Here is a 15431-nt window from a genome sequence, read left to right as displayed (position 1 = left end):
TGTGGCGGCTACCGACAATCGCCAGAAATCAAGCACAGTCGCGCACGTTCGAAAGGTACCTAGGCACATGCTGCGTCGTCGCCGCTCTGAGCGTGAGAAGCGCGTTCCGCGCCCGCCGGAGCCGCACGAGTCCGGTGCGACGCCTCCGGACATCCCGGCCGATCTGGTGCCCAAGCACATCGCGATCGTGATGGACGGCAACGGCCGTTGGGCGAACCAGCGCGGACTGTCGCGGGTGGAGGGCCACAAGCGCGGCGAGCAGGTCGTGCTCGACGTCGCGAAGGGCTCCATCGAGCTGGGCGTGAAGTGGCTTTCGCTGTACGCCTTCTCCACCGAGAACTGGAAGCGCAGCCCCGAAGAGGTGCGCTTCCTGATGAACTTCAACCGCGACGTGATCGCCCGCCGCACCGACGAGCTGGACGAGATGGGTGTCCGCATCCACTGGGCCGGCCGCTCGCCGAAGCTGTGGGGCAGCGTGATCAAGCAGCTGCAGGAGGCCGAGGTCCGCACGGCCGAGAACACCGTGTTGAACCTCGTGATGTGCGTGAACTACGGCGGCCGCGCGGAGATCGGCGACGCCGCCAGGGAGGTCGCGCGCCTGGTCGCCGCCGGGAAGATCAACCCGGACAAGGTCGACGAGCGCACCCTCGCGAAGTACCTGTACAAGCCGGAGATGCCGGACGTGGACCTGTTCATCAGGCCGTCCGGTGAGCAGCGCATCTCGAACTTCCTGCTGTGGCAGTCCGCGTACGCCGAGATGGTCTACCAGGACATCCTCTGGCCCGATTTCGACCGCCGCGACCTGTGGCGCGCCTGCGAGAAGTTCGCGGACCGCGACCGTCGCTTCGGCGGTGCCGTCGACAAGCCCGGTGAGGAGGTGGCGTCGTCGTGAACGCGAGCGGTGAGGCCCTGGAGGCCGCACGCAAGGCGTTGGAGCTGTTCCACGACGTCTCCGTGGACGACGACGGCGCGCTGAGCTTCCGCCACGGCGACGTGCCGTGCGCGGTGCAGGGCATGGAACTGGCCGAAGGCCTCACGGTCCTCTCGCTGACGGTCGTCGTCGCGTGGGACCTGCCGGCCGAGGCGGCAGGGTGGGTCGCTGAACGCGCTGGTCAAGGCCTGTTCGGCACGCTCGGCGTGATTCATTCCGAACGCGGCACCGACGTGATGCTGCGCTACGCGTTCCCGGCGGACGGCCTCAAGCCGGAGCCGCTGAGCACGCTCCTCATGTTGGTCGTCTCGACCGCGTCGCAGGTGCGCGGCGAGCTCCTCTCCCGGTTTTCTTGAGAAAGGACCCTTCCATGGGTGGCGTGATCATTTACGAGCCGGAAGAGGACTCGGACGTCAACGAGTTCCCGTGGACCGTCACGTTCGAGCCCTCGGGCGGCGACGACTGGGACTCGTTCATCTGCGGCCCGTACGAGCGTGACCACGCCGTCGCGCTGGCCGAGGCAGTGGCGCTCGACGACGCCGAGGGCGGTGTGCTGGCCATCGTGAAGCCGATGCTGCCCGCGCTGTCGGCCGACGACGTCACCGCCACGATCGAGGAGCTCCGCGAGGCCGCTCTCGAAGAAGAGGCCGACGCCGAGGAGACCGTCAACGGCACTCCCGTCGACTTCGACGACGACGATCTCGAAGAGGAGGAGGCGGAGTTCGACGAGCCGCCCTCGCCCGAGGAGATCCGCGAGGGCATGGCGCGCCAGTACCGCCGCCTGCTGGACCTGGACGCGGACGCGGAATGACGATCACCGGCGAGATCCGCTCGTCGAAGCGGCGCTCGGGCCCGCCTCGGCTGAAGATCACGTCGTTGGAGGTGCTGTGCGGGATCCTCGTTCTCGCACTGCTCTTCCAGTCCCGGCTCGTCGATCTTCTCGACGTGCCGAAGCTGCGCACGGCCTCGACCGTGTTCGTGGCGATCTGCGTGCAGGCGATGCCGTTCCTCGTGCTGGGCGTGCTGATCTCGGGCGCCATCGCGGCGTTCGTACCGGCCTCGGCACTGCGGAAGTTGCTGCCTTCGAAGACGGCGCTGGCCGTGCCCGTGGCCGGTGTCGCGGGCATCGCCCTGCCGGGCTGCGAGTGCGCTTCGGTGCCGGTGGCCAAGAGGCTCATGCAGCAGGGCGTCGCCCCGGCCGTGGCGCTGACGTTCCTGCTGGCCGCGCCCGCGGTGAACCCGATCGTGCTGGTCTCGACCGCGGTGGCGTTCAACGACACCCCGATGATGGTCGTGGCGCGGTTCGTCGGCTCGTTGCTGACCGCGATGGTCATGGGCTGGCTGTGGGTGCGCTTCGGCAAGATGGAGTGGATCGCCGAACGCGCGCTGGCGAAGCTCGGAGATCACTCCGGCCAGAACAAGTGGGCCGTCTTCGCTGAGAGCGCGCGGCACGACCTCGTCGACGCCGGCGGGTTCCTCGTGCTGGGCGGGCTGTTCGCGGCGACGTTCAAGACGTTCGTGCCGGTCGCGTGGATGCAGACGCTCGGCGGCCAGATCGTGCTCGGTGTGATCGTGATGGCATTCCTGGCTGTCATCCTGGCGCTGTGCTCGGAGGCCGACGCGTTCGTCGCGGTCGCGTTCTCCGCGCTGCCGCTGTTGCCGCGCCTGGTGTTCCTCGTCGTCGGCCCGGCCGTCGACGTGAAGCTGATCGCGCTGCAGGCAGGTGCGTTCGGCAAGTCCTTCGCCTTCCGCTTCGCACCGGCCACCTTCGTGGTGGCGATCTTGTGCGCCGTCGTGACAGGAGTGGTGCTGCTGTGAGGCGGGAAACCCAGAACATCCTGCTGGTGCTGCTCGGCGGCGCGCTGCTGAAGATCAGCTTCTCCGGGCTCTACCTGCGCTATGTGCAGAAGAGCCTGCTGCCGCTGCTGATCGCGGCCGGCGTGACCATGATCGGCCTCGCGCTGTTCGCGATCATCCGCGACATCCGCCGCGGCAAGGCAGCCGACGACGGCCACGAGCACTCGCACTCGTCGCGCTCGACGTGGCTGATGCTGCTGCCGGTGCTCGCTGTGTTCCTGATCTCGCCCCCGGCGCTGGGCGGCGACGTCGTCAACTCGGCCGCCGACACGAACCAGACGCAGCGCTCCCGCAACCTGCTGGGCGAATTGCCGTCCGGGGACGTGATCCCGTTGTCCATGACGGAGTTCGTCACGCGCACGGCGTGGGACGAGTCGGGAACGCTCGACGGCCGCCGCGTGAAGCTGACGGGCTTCCTGCTGCGCGCCGAGGGCGAGACCTACGTCGCACGGCTCGCGATCTCGTGCTGCGCCGCCGACGCCCGTCCGCTGAAGGTGCGGGTGACCGGGGACGTGCCCGCGCTGCCGGACGAGCAGTGGGTCGAGGTGACCGGGAAGGTCGTGCCGAAGTCGGCGAACGAGAAGAACTCCTGGGTGCCGAGCTTCACCGTGGAGTCGTTCACGCCCGTGGCCGAGCCGGTCGAGCCCTACGAGTCGTAAGCCCTACTTGAGACCTTTGGCCGTGCAGTCCGCGCACGTGCCGAAGATCTCGACGGTGTGGCTGACCTCGGAGAAACCGTTCTCGGCCGCCACCCGGTCCGCCCACTTCTCGACGGCGGGACCCTCCACCTCGACCGTGCGGCCGCAGTGGCGGCACACGAGGTGATGGTGGTGGTGTGCCGAGCAACGACGGTAGATCGCCTCGCCCGAGTCGGTGCGCAGGACGTCGACCTGGCCCGCGTCCGCGAGGGACTGCAGGGTGCGGTAGACCGTGGTCAGGCCGATGCCCTCGCCGCGGCGGCGCAGTTCCTCGTGCAGTTCCTGGGCGCTGCGGAAGTCGTCGAGCTGGTCGAGCAGGTTCGACACCGCGGTGCGCTGCTTGGTGGACCTCAGTCCGGTCACAACTTCTCCTCGACGTGCGTCACAGCGTCCACCACGATGTGCGCCAGGTGTTCGTCTACCAGTCGGTACACGACCTCGCGGCCGTGTCTTTCGCCGTGCACCACGCCCGCCGACTTCAGCACGCGCAGGTGCTGACTGATCAGCGGCTGGGCGACTCCCAGTGCCTCGACCAACTCGTGCACGCAGCGGTCGTGTTCCCGCAGCTGCAGCACGATGGCGATGCGGACCGGGGCGGCCAGCGCGCGCAGCAGGTCGCCGGCCTCGGCGAGGGTGTGCGCGGAACGGGGCGGCGCGGGCGCGGGGGCCGCGCGTTCGGGGGAGTGCTCGCCGTGCAACTGGACGGTCATGGCGGCGCACCTCACCTGGTAGGGATTTTCACAACCAATTCTACGGTGATGATGAGCAGTACGAGCAGGACCACCACGCGCAATGTGCGCTGAGCTGGGGAAAGAACCTTCCAGGTGGCTGCCAGCAGCACGCCGGCGCCCACGATCAGCACACCGAGCAGCACCGCGCCGAGGGTGCCGCCCACCAACACGCCCGTGATGAACAGACCGAGCACGAGCACGAACGCCACGACGGGGCGGACGCGCGCGAGTGGGCCGTCGCCGGGCAGAAGAGGGCGCTTGGAGGTCACCGTGCCATCCTTGCACCGTGCTGCTGGTGTGCCGCTTCCGCGTATCCGATCCCGAGTCGTTCACCTCGCGCGTCGAGCAGGCGCTGACGCTGCTGACGGCGCAGCCGGGGTGCCTCAGGGGCACGCTGGCGCGCTCGACCGACGAGGACGACCGCTGGGTGCTGACGGTCGAGTTCGAGTCCGTGGTGGCCTACCGGCGCGCGATGTCGCCGTTCCCCGTGCGCGAACACGTCATCCCGCTGCTGTCGGAGGCGCTGACCGACGAGCCCGCCATGTACGAACCGAAGCTGACCAGCGCCGGCGGTGAGGTCGAGACGCACACGAGCGTGCTCGCCGAGGACGCGTTCACGGTGCGGCTCGGCGAGGCGGCGGGTCCGGCTACTCCTCGCTAGCGATCTTCGTCATCTCCGCGAGGAACTCCTCGTCCGAGCCGTCCGGCAGCAGTTCCAACGCCCTGCGCGCGGCCTGTGCGGCTTCGGCGGTGCGGCCGAGGATGTGCAGCGTCTTGGCCTTGCCGTACGCCGCGTACGGAGCCGGCGTCTGGTCGAACGCCGTCAGGGCGTCCTCGTAGCGCTCGTGCTCGAAGTAGTACCAGCCGAGGTTGTTGTACAGCGGCCCGAGCCAGTGCGTCAGGTTCGGGTGCTCGGCGATCACGTCGAGCCCGACCTGCGTCCACTTCTCCGGGTCGTCGACCAGGGCCACCATGTGCGCGGCGTCCGCGGCGAACCACAGGTCGTCGCGCTTCTTCGCGAGCACGAACGCCGCCACGAACAACGGCTGCGCGGCTTCCGGATCACCGCCGGAACGGTGCAGCCTGCCGCGTTCCAGCAACGCGCGCACGCGGCCCGTCGAGTCGGGGGACACGAGCGTCTCCGCCTCGTCGATCAACGCGTGACCTGCGGCGAAGTTGTCGCGCAGACCCTCGACGCGGGCGAGTTGGGTCAGCACCTCCGCGCGCCCGTCGTCGGTCGCCTCGTCGTCGAGCCTCGCGCGCAACCGCGCCTCGGTGCCGCCCAGGTCGGCGAAGTCCCACAGCTCTCGCAGCCGGTCTTCCATCCGTGCAGGGTAAGGCTCCGGTCGCCCGTTCGGGGCGTGACGTGACGGGCTAGGCTTGAGCCCCCGATTCTCATTCGCCCGATGGAGTTCCCCTTGCCCGCCGATCGCATCGAGACCGTTGTCAGCCTCTGCAAGCGCAGGGGGTTCGTCTACCCGTGCGGGGAGATCTACGGCGGTACCCGCTCGGCATGGGACTACGGACCTCTCGGCGTGGAGCTCAAGGACAACATCAAGCGCCAGTGGTGGAACTTCATGGTCCGCGGCCGCGAGGACGTCGTGGGCCTGGACTCGTCGGTGATCCTGCCGCGTGACGTGTGGGTCGCCTCCGGTCACGTCGAGGCGTTCGTCGACCCGCTCGTCGAGTGCGAGTCGTGCCACAAGCGGTTCCGCGCGGACACGCTGTCCGAGGAGTACGCGGAGCGCACCGGCAAGGAGGTCGCCGAGGGCGACGTCTCCGACGTGCCGTGCCCCAACTGCGGCGTGCGAGGCACCTACACCGAGCCGAAGATGTTCAACGGCCTGCTCAAGACGCACCTCGGTCCGATCGAGACCGAGGAGGGCCTGCACTACCTGCGCCCCGAGACCGCGCAGGGCATCTTCACGAACTTCCTGAACGTGCAGACGACGTCGCGCAAGAAGCCGCCGTTCGGCATCGGTCAGATCGGCAAGTCGTTCCGCAACGAGATCACGCCGGGCAACTTCATCTTCCGCACCCGCGAGTTCGAGCAGATGGAGATGGAGTTCTTCGTCGAGCCGGGCACGGACGAAGAGTGGCACCAGTACTGGATCGACGAGCGCACCCGCTGGTACACGGACCTGGGCATCTCCAAGGAGAACCTGCGTCACTACGAGCACCCGAAGGAAAAGCTGTCGCACTACTCGAAGCGCACCGTCGACGTCGAGTACCGCTTCCAGTTCGGCGGCCAGGAGTGGGGTGAGCTCGAAGGCATCGCGAACCGCACCGACTTCGACCTGACGACGCACTCGAACCACTCGGGCGTCGACCTGTCGTACTTCGACCAGGCCACGAACTCGCGCTTCAAGCCGTTCGTCATCGAACCCGCCGCCGGTGTCGGCCGCCCGATGATGGCGTTCCTGCTGGAGGCCTACACCGAGGACGAGGCCCCGAACGCCAAGGGCGGCGTGGACAAGCGCGTCGTGCTGAAGCTCGACAGGCGGTTGGCGCCGGTCAAGGTCGCCGTGCTTCCGTTGTCGCGCAACGCGGACCTGTCGCCCAAGGCCCGCGACCTCGCGACGGCCCTGCGCCGCAACTGGAACGTCGACTTCGACGACGCCGGTGCCATCGGCCGCCGCTACCGCCGTCAGGACGAGATCGGCACGCCGTTCTGCGTGACGGTCGACTTCGACACGCTCACCGACCTCGCCGTGACGGTGCGGGAGCGCGACACGATGTCGCAGGAGCGCGTGGCGATGGACCAGCTGGAGTCGTACCTCGCGGCGCGCCTCGTCGGCTGCTGATCCGCTGAACGTGATTCGGGCCCGGTGCGCGCACCGGGCCCGAATTCGTTTTTGAAGGCAACAACTCGGCGCCCTCGTGCGTGTGGGATGCATGGGGGATCAACGACTGAGACAGAGCGGCGCCCTGCTCGTCGGTGCGGGGGTCGCGCTGCTGGCCGGGATGGTCGTGGTGGCGCTGACCGTTCCGGTGACCGGCTACGCCTCCGTGCAGGTGTGGGTGGGCGTGGCGGCGGTGGCGCTCGGGCCGTGCTGGACGGGCCTGGTCTTCTTGCGGTCGTCGCGGTACCAGGTGCTCAAGCGCCTCGGTCTCCCGTTCGGCGCCTCGCTGGTGCTGGCCGCGATCGCGGGGTTCTCCGTGCGGGATCACTACGTAGGGCACCCGGCAGTGCCGGTCACCGTCTCCGCGGTGGCCAACGGCGTGATCGCCTTCGGGTCGGTGCTGCTGACGGTACTGGCTACCAAGGTGATCGAGCCGGTGCTCACACCCGATGAGCTCGACCAGTCCGTGGACGTCCGCGACCTGCACACGTGGGGCAGGCGCGTCGCCGTGCTCGGTGGTCTGTTCGCCGTAGGGCTCGTGGCGACCTCGGTTTCGGGCGTTCTGCTGTTCGGGGTGATGGCGGCCGGCTGCGTGGTCGCGTCCGGTGTGGTGCTGATCAGGGTGCGCGATCTGCGCGCCGGTCATCGGAGTCGTGTGCTGGTGACCGTGCTGTTCGTGGTCGCGATGTTCTCCTTGGTGATGGCGTGGCCGGTCGTGTACGGCATGTTCGCCTCGTCGGTGATCGGTGCCGTCCTGTTCGCGGTCCAGCTCATCGCCGCGCTGTTCGCCGTCGTCGTGGCCGGCGTCGAACTCGCCCGCTTCCTCGGCCGGTACGGCGTGCTGCGGCCGGACGGGCAGGTGGCCCGATGAGCCCGCAGCAGATCAGGCAGTTCGGCGTCGTGCTCGTCGCCGCGTCGCCGGGGATGGCGCTCGCGGCGTTCGTGGCGGGGATGACCCTTCCGCTGTTCGACGTCGCCCGTACCTTCATCGCCGCCGAGGGTGTCGTGTCGGTGGCCGGCGGCTTGGGGGCGGGACTCGTCCTGGCGAGGACGTCCGAAGCGCTTCTCGCAGTGAAACCGTTGCGCGTCTGGATGCTGGTCAACGTCGTCGCGGGCACCACGGCCCTGCTGACGCTGTACACGGACTACCCGGAGAAGACCGGGCTGCTGACCAGTCTGAGCTCGGTGGTCTTCACCGTCGCGGTGCTGGCGTCGGTGCTGGGGACCTCCTACGTCCTGCACCAGGCGGAGCAGGGCATCAAGTCGCGGGGCCTGGACCTGCCTGAACTGCCGAGGTGACGGTGCCGTGGCACGCTCGGCCGATGATCGTCGTCGGCCGGGGTGAGCCACCTCAGTGGGTTCCGGTCCCCGCGGACCGCGTGGAACGGGCCAGGGCACGTCTCGCGCTGACGGGACTGCCGGTTGCCGGTGCGGCACTGGTGCTCGGCATCGTGCTGGTCGCGGTGGGGCTGAACCTGCCGACGGCCCGCAGCCCCCTCAACGTGATCGGCGTGATGACGGCGGGGATCGCCGCGTTCTGCGCGATGTTGTCGGGGGTGAGCGTGCTGAGCGCCCGTTCGTGCGTTCGCGACGGGTACGTCGACGTGAACGGCTCACGGCTGGTCCGTCGCCTGCTCGGGGTGTGGTGGGGCGCGGCGATCTTCTGCGTGCTGGGGGCCTGGTTCGCCGAGGTGATGACGCTGCGCGGCGACGTGCCGTTCGGCGCGGGGTCGGCCGTCTACCTGGCGTTGCTGGCATTGGTGCTTGTGCTGGGAGGAGTCGCGTTCTTCGCCGCGGGCAACATCCTGGGACGTTTGCGCGTGTAGAAGGACATGACGGGGGAGCGGGGCAGGGGGCGCGTGCAGGCTGCGGTGGGGGTGGTGCTCCTCGCCTGGGTGGTGTTGTTCGCCGCGTTGACCGAGGTGGGGAACCCTCAGGTGCTCCTGGCCACGGCCGTGAGCGGCGGGCTGGTGTGCGCGTGCGCGGTGGCGGGCGGCGTGGTGGCGATGCGTCTCACCGACGCGGAGACCGCCGCCCGGCTGCGGCACGTGTTCGTGGTGCTGGAAGGCACCGCCATGGCGATCTTCTACCTGTTCTACGGGTTCGCGTTCAGCGCCGAGCCCGTGGGGAGGCCGGGGGACTTCGCGGTCGTGGTCCTGCTGGTGCTCTCGGTGCCGGCACTGGGGGCGCTCACGTTGGTCCTGTGGCGGAGCTACGCGGTGCACAAGATCGTCGTCGACGCCTTCGGGCCGCTCGTGCCGGATTCCGGTGAGGGGGTTCCGGTGCAGCGGATCAGGGTGCTCGGGACCGTGCTCGTCACCGTCGGGCTCGCCCTGGCGGTGTCCGCGATGACGGTGGCGCTCGTGACGCCGATGTACCGGCCCGTGCTGCTGACGGTCGGTCTGCTGGTGACACTCAGCCCGGTCGTGCTCGGGGTGAGTCTGACGCGGGTGACGGACGTCTACTCCGCGCGGCGCCGCAACGTCGGCAACTACGTCATCGTCCTCGCCGCTTCGGGTTTCGCCGTCTCCGAGTTCGCCTCCGGCGCGGGCGTCGCGGGGGCGTTGTTCGGCGCGCTGGTCTTCGGCGCGGTCGTGCTGCTGGTGATCGCGATCCTCGTGGTGCGCGAGTTCACCGGTGAGTGGGACCGGCCGTGGCGGGAGCCGCGGGTCAGGAAGGTCAGCTCTTGACGCCCAGCTTCGCGAGGACGGCCGTGGTGACGGCGTTGATCGACTGCCTCGCCGTGGTCCAGGAACCGGTCGGGTTCGTGGTGAGCACGGCGACGGCGTAGCGGTCGTCGAGCACGCCCGCGCTGTGCAGGTAGACCTCGCTCGGCAGGTAGTACATCCAGCCCTGCTTGGCGTAGGCGCCGGTGACGCCGAGCAGCCCGAACGCCTGGTCGAAGCCGTCGGCGGCGGTGGCGGGCGCCTTCGACAGCGCGCCGACGATCGCGTCGCGTTCCGGCGAGTCGAGGATGTGCTGGTAGAGCCGCACCATGTCGTTCGCGGTGATGACGACCTCTCCCCACTGCGACGGGTCGTCCGGGGCGTGGGTGCCGGTCAGGCCCGCTTCGGCGGCGACGCGGCCGATGGCGTCCATGCCGTCGAACCTGGTCCACAGCACGTCCATGGCGTTGTCGTCGCTCGCGCTCAGCGCCCGGTCGATGAGGTCGACGTCGCCGGCCTGCAGCTGCTGGTGCAACGCGTCGAACGCGAGGATGAGCTTCGCCAGCGACGCCGAGTAGAACGGCTTGTCGCCCTGCTCCGAGACGAGCTGGTCCGTCTGGAGGTCCAGCACCGCGACGCCGACGTCGGACGCGCCGCCCGCAGCCGCGATATCCGATATGTCAGCCGCTGATATATCGGATATTGCCGACGATGATGAGCCGGTATCCGATATATCGGCGTCGCCGGGATCCAGCGAGCCGTCACCGGTGTCCAATACATCGGGGCCGCGCGATATATCAGCTGACGGCTTCCCGTGCGCTTGGCACGGCGCAGCCTCCGGGACGACGAACACGGCCGCCACGAGGAAGAGGATCAGAGCCCAGCGCACACTTCCAAGGTCCGTCTCACAGGAGCCTGGTGTCGAGCTTTTCCTCCTGTGCGGTTGCTGAAGAATCCTCCCTGACCACCACGTATGCGCCGGAACCCTGCCGTTCCGTCACCGCCTCGACGAGCTCGGTGCCCCGGTAGAGCAGGCCGACGCCGTCGTCGGTGCAGTACGTCGTCGGCAGCACTCCGGCGGCCACCGCGTCGTGGATCTTCGGGCGGCGCTGCTCCTCGGAGTCGTAGTGCACGCCGTTGCCGTAGGGCAGGAAGCCCAGGCCGTTCGTGACGATCCGGAGGTCCGGGCCGAACGAGTCCGTCGCGCCGCCGGTGTGCCAGCAGATCGAGCCCGCGGACACGCCGCTGAGCACCACGCCCGCCTCCCACGCCTTGCGGAAGACCGCGCCGAGGCCGTGCACCTCCCACACCGCGAGGAGGTTCGCCACCGAGCCGCCGCCCACCCAGACGACGTCGTGGGACAGCACGTAGTCCTCGAGGTCGTCGGTCGGCGGCATCGTGAAGAGGTTCAGGATCGACACGTCGACGCCCGCGACCCTGCCCGCCTCGGCCATGTTCGCGTTCATGTTCCGCTGATCGCCGCCCGCGGTGCCGACGTGGCACAGGCGCGGTGTGCGGCCGTCGACGCCGGAGAGGTCGAGGGCGAAGTGGATCAGCTTGTTGAACTCGACGAAGGTCCGGCGCCCTGAGCGCAGACCTCCGGACGTGGCGAGGATGGTGGGCTGCTCAGCAGGCATGACGATGATCCTCGCAGGGGCGTCAACGCGGCACCCGCGCGGTCTGGGAGCATGCATGGTGTGCGGACCACGCCCCTCAAGCCCTTCGCCCGGATTCGCCGGATCGTGTTGCGCCTCGTGTTCGGGGCGCTGGTCATCGGCGTGCTCGTGGGCGGCGGCACGGCGTTCCGCGTGTGGCAGGTCGCCCGCGTCGACGACTGGACGAAGGCCGACATGGCGATCGTCCTCGGTGCCGCGCAGTACAACGGCGTCCCGTCCGACGTGCTCGCGGCACGCCTCGAGCACGCGCTCGGCCTCTACCAGGAGGGCGTCGTCGGCTACATCGCCACGACCGGCGGCAGGCAGCCGGGTGACAACTTCACCGAGGGCCAGGTCGGCAAGTTGTGGCTGGTCAAGCGGGGTGTGCCGGAGGACAGGGTGCTCCAGGTCGGCGAGGGAGCGGACACGCTCGGGTCGCTGCGGGCCGTCGCGTCCGTCGCCAAGGAACGCGACCTGAAGACCGCCGTGATCGTCAGCGACCCGTGGCACTCGCTGCGCGCCCGCACGATGGCCGAGGACGCCGGTCTGCACGCCTGGACGTCGCCGACCCGCAGCGGTCCGAACGTGCAGACACGTGAGACGCAGTGGTTCTACATCAAGCGCGAGACCGGAGCCTTGCTGTACTACCGCCTGATGAAGGCTCACGCGGGCGTGTTCGACGAGCTCAAGCTCCCTAAAATCGGCTGATGGGATACACCGGCCACGACGCGGAGCGCCTGCTCTCCGAAGACCCCAAGAGCGCCGCGCTGCCGGGCGCCCGCACCGACACCCGCACGCCGTTCTCCCGTGACCGGGCCCGTGTGCTGCACTCCGCGGCGTTGCGCAGGCTCGCCGGCAAGACCCAGGTCGTCGGCCCCGGTGAGGGTTCCGAGGTCACCGGTGTGCCGCGCACGCGCCTGACGCACTCGCTGGAGGTCGCGCAGATCGGCCGCGGCATCGGCGAGGAGCTGGGCTGCGACCCCGACATCGTCGACACGGCCGGCCTCGCGCACGACATCGGTCATCCGCCGTTCGGACACAACGGCGAGAGGGCGTTGAACGAGCTCGCGGGCCCGTGCGGCGGGTTCGAGGGCAACGCGCAGACGTTCCGCATCCTCGCCCGCCTCGAACCCAAGACCGCGCACGGACTGAACCTCACACGGGCCGTGCTCGACGCGTCGACGAAGTACCCGTGGACGCGCACGCCGGGCATCGTGAAGTTCGGCGCGTACGACGACGACCTCGAAGTGTTCGAATGGATGCGTGCGGGCGCTCCGGACCGTGAGCGGTGCATCGAGGCGCAGGTGATGGACTGGTCCGACGACGTGGCGTACTCGGTGCACGACGTCGAGGACGGCGTGCTGGCCCACCGCATCAGCCTCGGCGCGCTGGCCCGTCCCGACGAACGCGGCGCCATCGCGTCACTCGCCGCGAAGACGTTCTCCGACGAGTCCGTGGCCACGCTCGAAGCCACCGCCGAGGACCTGCTGACGCTGCCGGTGATCGCGTACTGGACCGACCGCGAGTACGACGGCTCGCTCGGCGCGCAGGTCGCGTTGAAGAACCTCACCAGCGAACTGGTCGGCCGCTTCGCCTCCGCCGCCGTCACCGCGACCCGCGCCGTGCACGGCGACGGGGCGCTGACGAGGTACAACGCCGCGCTGGAGGTCCCGAAGCAGGTCGCGGCGGAGGTGGCGCTGCTCAAGGCGATGGCCGTCCGGTACGTGATGAGCGACCCGGCGCGCCTGGCCATGCAGGCGAAGCAGCGCGACCTGATCACCGACCTCGTCGCCCGCCTGATGGAGCGCCCGACGCTGCTCGACCCCGCGTTCCGCCCGGTGTTCGCGGCCGCTTCCTCTTACCCCGCAAGGCTTCGCGTCGTCATCGACCAGGTCGCGCTGCTCACCGACGCGCAGGCCGTGGCCTGGCACCGCGCATCGGCGTAGGTTCGAAGGGATCCGTGCCGAAGTCCGATCCTCGGGGAGATTCCGTGACCGACCAGGCCGACTTCGCCCTCAACCTGCACCGCGTCGCCGTACCCGATCCGTCCTCGAACGCCTGTTGGTCGCCGTTCTCGGTGGCCAGCGCCCTCGCACTGGCCCGTGAGGCCGCCGGCAGCGAGACCCGCGCCGAGATCGGCGGGCTCCTGGGCGACTTCGACGCCTCCGACGCGCTCGACGTCCCCGAACTGGCCGTCGCGAACACGCTGTGGGCCGACGACGACCTGACGATCAACCCGGACTTCTCGCTCGCCGGTTCGGTGCGGCGCACGGCGTTCTCCGACCCCGCGACGGTCCGCAAGCTCGTCAACACCGACGTCGCCGAGACCACCCGCGGCCTGATCCCCGAACTGCTGGCGGACGCGCCGCCCGCGGACGCCGCCGCGATCATCGTCAACGCCCTGTACCTCAAGGTCGGCTGGCTGAACCCGTTCTCCGACTGGGAGACCGCCGCGCAGCCGTTCCACGCGCCCGGCGGCGACGTGGACGTGCCGACGATGAAGGTGACCGAGAAGTTCCGCTACGCCCGCCACGACGGCTGGCAGACGATCGTGCTGCCCGCGGACTCCGGCGTCGAGGCGGTGATCCTGCTGCCGGACGAGTCGCTGGACCAGCCGCTGAGCCCGTCCGTGCTCGCCGCGCAGGACTTCACCCGGCTCGAACTCTCACTGCCCAAAGTGGACGTACGGGCGAGGTTCAACCTCAAGAACACGTTGCGGCAGCTCGGAGTCGAGCGCATGTTCACGCGCGACGCCGACTTCTCCGGCCTCTCACCGGACGAGCGGATGTTCGTCGACGACGTTGTGCACGAGGCCGTGCTGCGCCTGGACGAGCAGGGCCTCGAGGGCGCGGCGGCCACCGCCGTCACGTTCCGGACGGTGTCGATCGAGATCCCGGTGGACCCGGTCGTGGTGACGGTCGACCGGCCGTTCCTGGTCGCGGTGCGGCACGCCCGCTCGAAGGCGATCTACTTCCTCGCGCAGGTCGCCCGTCCGTGACCGATCAGACCACCTTCGCGCTGGACCTGCACCGCGTCGCCGTGCCCGATGCCGAATCGAACGCCTGCTGGTCGCCGTTCTCCGTCGCGAGTGCGCTCGCACTGGTCCGGGAGGCCGCTCGGGGCAGGACCCGGGACGAACTCGCCCTGCTGGTCGGCGGGTTCGACCCGAAGGCCGCGCTCGGCGTCCGGAACCTGGCCGTCGCGAACACGCTGTGGGCGGACGACGGCCTGCCGCTGAACCCGGACTTCCCCCTGACGTCCTCGGTGCGGCGGGCGGACTTCTCCGATGCGAAGACCGTGCGCAAGCGCGTCAACGCCGACGTCGCCGAGACGACCCGCGGCCTGATTCCCGCACTGCTGCCGCCTCCGTCCGGTCCGTACGACGGGGCGATCATCGTGAACGCCCTCTACCTCAAGGTCGGCTGGACGACCGCGTTCCAGGCCCACCTGACGGAACCGAGGCCGTTCCACGCACCCGGCGGCGACGTCGAGGTGCCGACGATGACGGCGACGGCCGAGTTCGGCTACTCCAGGACCGAGGGCTGGCAGACCATCGCGCTGCCCGCCAGGCCCGCGGTGGAGGCGCTGGTGCTGCTGCCGGACGAGTCGCTGGAGCAGCCGCTGCCGCCGTCGGCGTTCGACGTGCGCGACAGCACCGCCGTCGAACTGTCACTGCCCAAAGTGGACGTACGGGAGAAGTTCGAGCTGCGGGAGACCCTGGAACAGCTGGGTGTGGGCACGATGTTCTCGCCGAGCGCCGATCTCAGCGGCCTCTCGCCGGACCCGTTGTTCGTGAGCGACGTGATCCACGAGGCCGTGCTGCGCCTGGACGAACAAGGCCTGGAGGGTGCGGCCGCGACCGCCGTGCGGATGACCAGGGGCGGGCGGTCGAGAGCGCCGCAGGACCCGATCGTCGTGCGGGTCGACCGGCCGTTCCTGGTCGCCGTCCGGCACGCGCGGTCCGGTGCGCTCTACTTCCTCGCGCAGGTCGCCCGTCCGTGACCACTTTCGGGGCCCATTCGCCCTGATGGCGAGCGTTTCGCGCGGCGA

The 15431-nt window shown here is 69.5% G+C and carries 21 protein-coding genes; 15 read left to right on the top strand and 6 right to left on the bottom strand.

What is annotated here, in order from left to right; genetic code table 11:
* Positions 1-67 precede the first annotated feature (67 nt).
* Genes ACH413_RS30315 through ACH413_RS30295 form a run of 5 tightly spaced genes read left to right on the top strand, consistent with a single transcriptional unit; the run spans position 68 to position 3447 of the window.
* Positions 68-892, top strand: a complete 825-nt coding sequence (locus ACH413_RS30315; protein WP_319978621.1) for an isoprenyl transferase — start codon at positions 68-70, stop codon at positions 890-892.
* Positions 889-1287, top strand: a complete 399-nt coding sequence (locus ACH413_RS30310; protein ID WP_189159908.1) for a YbjN domain-containing protein — start codon at positions 889-891, stop codon at positions 1285-1287. Before ACH413_RS30315 ends, ACH413_RS30310 begins: the two co-directional genes overlap by 4 nt.
* A 23-nt stretch (positions 1288-1310) precedes the next feature.
* Entirely contained in the window at positions 1311-1742 is a 432-nt protein-coding gene (locus tag ACH413_RS30305) for a hypothetical protein (RefSeq protein ID WP_360041925.1), read from the top strand.
* Positions 1739-2749: a permease gene (locus ACH413_RS30300; protein ID WP_360041928.1), complete on the top strand. Its 1011-nt coding sequence runs from the start codon at positions 1739-1741 to the stop codon at positions 2747-2749. The genes ACH413_RS30305 and ACH413_RS30300 overlap by 4 nt, the downstream gene beginning before the upstream one ends.
* The gene (locus ACH413_RS30295; RefSeq protein ID WP_360041930.1) at positions 2746-3447 is read left to right on the top strand and encodes a TIGR03943 family putative permease subunit; all 702 of its coding nucleotides are present in this window, start codon (positions 2746-2748) and stop codon (positions 3445-3447) included. The genes ACH413_RS30300 and ACH413_RS30295 overlap by 4 nt, the downstream gene beginning before the upstream one ends.
* Before the next feature lie 3 nt (positions 3448-3450).
* On the opposite strand, the gene ACH413_RS30290 is transcribed toward ACH413_RS30295, so the two are convergent.
* From ACH413_RS30290 to ACH413_RS30280, 3 genes are read right to left on the bottom strand one after another with little or no spacing between them, the layout of a single operon-like run.
* Positions 3451-3849: a Fur family transcriptional regulator gene (locus ACH413_RS30290; RefSeq protein WP_030474433.1), complete on the bottom strand. Its 399-nt coding sequence runs from the start codon at positions 3847-3849 to the stop codon at positions 3451-3453.
* On the bottom strand, positions 3846-4196 hold the full coding sequence (locus tag ACH413_RS30285) for a helix-turn-helix transcriptional regulator (protein ID WP_089950753.1): 351 nt from the start codon (positions 4194-4196) through the stop codon (positions 3846-3848). Before ACH413_RS30285 ends, ACH413_RS30290 begins: the two co-directional genes overlap by 4 nt.
* 11 nt (positions 4197-4207) lie before the next feature.
* Positions 4208-4486, bottom strand: coding sequence for a hypothetical protein (locus ACH413_RS30280; RefSeq protein ID WP_093600458.1), 279 nt, complete (start codon positions 4484-4486; stop codon positions 4208-4210).
* A 17-nt stretch (positions 4487-4503) separates the two neighbouring features.
* On the opposite strand from ACH413_RS30280, the gene ACH413_RS30275 reads away from it, so the two are divergent.
* A complete protein-coding gene (locus tag ACH413_RS30275) occupies positions 4504-4878 on the top strand; it encodes an antibiotic biosynthesis monooxygenase (RefSeq protein ID WP_360041935.1) in 375 nt (124 codons plus the stop codon).
* On the opposite strand, the gene ACH413_RS30270 is transcribed toward ACH413_RS30275, so the two are convergent.
* Positions 4865-5542: a hypothetical protein gene (locus ACH413_RS30270; RefSeq protein WP_360041937.1), complete on the bottom strand. Its 678-nt coding sequence runs from the start codon at positions 5540-5542 to the stop codon at positions 4865-4867. The genes ACH413_RS30275 and ACH413_RS30270 overlap by 14 nt on opposite strands.
* Positions 5543-5635: 93 nt before the next feature.
* Here ACH413_RS30270 and ACH413_RS30265 point away from each other — a divergent pair, with 93 nt between their 5' ends.
* The 5 genes from ACH413_RS30265 (at position 5636) to ACH413_RS30245 (ending at position 9750) form a co-directional block, all read left to right on the top strand.
* Positions 5636-7021, top strand: coding sequence for a glycine--tRNA ligase (locus tag ACH413_RS30265; protein WP_189159985.1), 1386 nt, complete (start codon positions 5636-5638; stop codon positions 7019-7021).
* Between the two features lie 91 nt (positions 7022-7112).
* Entirely contained in the window at positions 7113-7931 is an 819-nt protein-coding gene (locus ACH413_RS30260; RefSeq protein ID WP_360041940.1) for a hypothetical protein, read from the top strand.
* Positions 7928-8359 (top strand): hypothetical protein, encoded by a 432-nt coding sequence (locus ACH413_RS30255; protein WP_360041943.1) that lies wholly within the window; start codon positions 7928-7930, stop codon positions 8357-8359. The genes ACH413_RS30260 and ACH413_RS30255 overlap by 4 nt, the downstream gene beginning before the upstream one ends.
* A 23-nt stretch (positions 8360-8382) precedes the next feature.
* The gene (locus ACH413_RS30250) at positions 8383-8886 is read left to right on the top strand and encodes a hypothetical protein (protein WP_360041946.1); all 504 of its coding nucleotides are present in this window, start codon (positions 8383-8385) and stop codon (positions 8884-8886) included.
* A gap of 33 nt (positions 8887-8919) precedes the next feature.
* Entirely contained in the window at positions 8920-9750 is an 831-nt protein-coding gene (locus tag ACH413_RS30245; protein WP_360041948.1) for a hypothetical protein, read from the top strand.
* Here the strand turns inward: ACH413_RS30245 and ACH413_RS30240 are convergent.
* The gene (locus ACH413_RS30240) at positions 9740-10615 is read right to left on the bottom strand and encodes a serine hydrolase (RefSeq protein ID WP_360041951.1); all 876 of its coding nucleotides are present in this window, start codon (positions 10613-10615) and stop codon (positions 9740-9742) included. The two genes, ACH413_RS30245 and ACH413_RS30240, sit on opposite strands and share 11 nt — an antisense overlap.
* 16 nt (positions 10616-10631) lie before the next feature.
* Positions 10632-11363: a peptidase E gene (locus tag ACH413_RS30235; protein ID WP_360041954.1), complete on the bottom strand. Its 732-nt coding sequence runs from the start codon at positions 11361-11363 to the stop codon at positions 10632-10634.
* A 60-nt stretch (positions 11364-11423) separates the two neighbouring features.
* Here ACH413_RS30235 and ACH413_RS30230 point away from each other — a divergent pair, with 60 nt between their 5' ends.
* The 4 genes from ACH413_RS30230 to ACH413_RS30215 are packed head-to-tail and all read left to right on the top strand — an operon-like array spanning position 11424 to position 15383.
* Positions 11424-12089 (top strand): YdcF family protein, encoded by a 666-nt coding sequence (locus ACH413_RS30230; RefSeq protein ID WP_360041957.1) that lies wholly within the window; start codon positions 11424-11426, stop codon positions 12087-12089.
* On the top strand, positions 12089-13327 hold the full coding sequence (locus tag ACH413_RS30225) for a deoxyguanosinetriphosphate triphosphohydrolase (protein WP_360041960.1): 1239 nt from the start codon (positions 12089-12091) through the stop codon (positions 13325-13327). The genes ACH413_RS30230 and ACH413_RS30225 overlap by 1 nt, the downstream gene beginning before the upstream one ends.
* A 44-nt stretch (positions 13328-13371) precedes the next feature.
* Positions 13372-14379, top strand: a complete 1008-nt coding sequence (locus ACH413_RS30220) for a serpin family protein (RefSeq protein WP_360041963.1) — start codon at positions 13372-13374, stop codon at positions 14377-14379.
* A complete protein-coding gene (locus tag ACH413_RS30215) occupies positions 14376-15383 on the top strand; it encodes a serpin family protein (protein ID WP_360041966.1) in 1008 nt (335 codons plus the stop codon). The genes ACH413_RS30220 and ACH413_RS30215 overlap by 4 nt, the downstream gene beginning before the upstream one ends.
* Positions 15384-15431: the final 48 nt, after the last annotated feature.

This window comes from Lentzea sp. NPDC020367 (assembly GCF_044387305.1).
GTDB lineage: Bacteria > Actinomycetota > Actinomycetes > Mycobacteriales > Pseudonocardiaceae > Lentzea.
The sequence above is the reverse complement of the archived record's forward strand: the minus strand, read 5'-3'. Positions and strand labels throughout refer to the sequence as shown.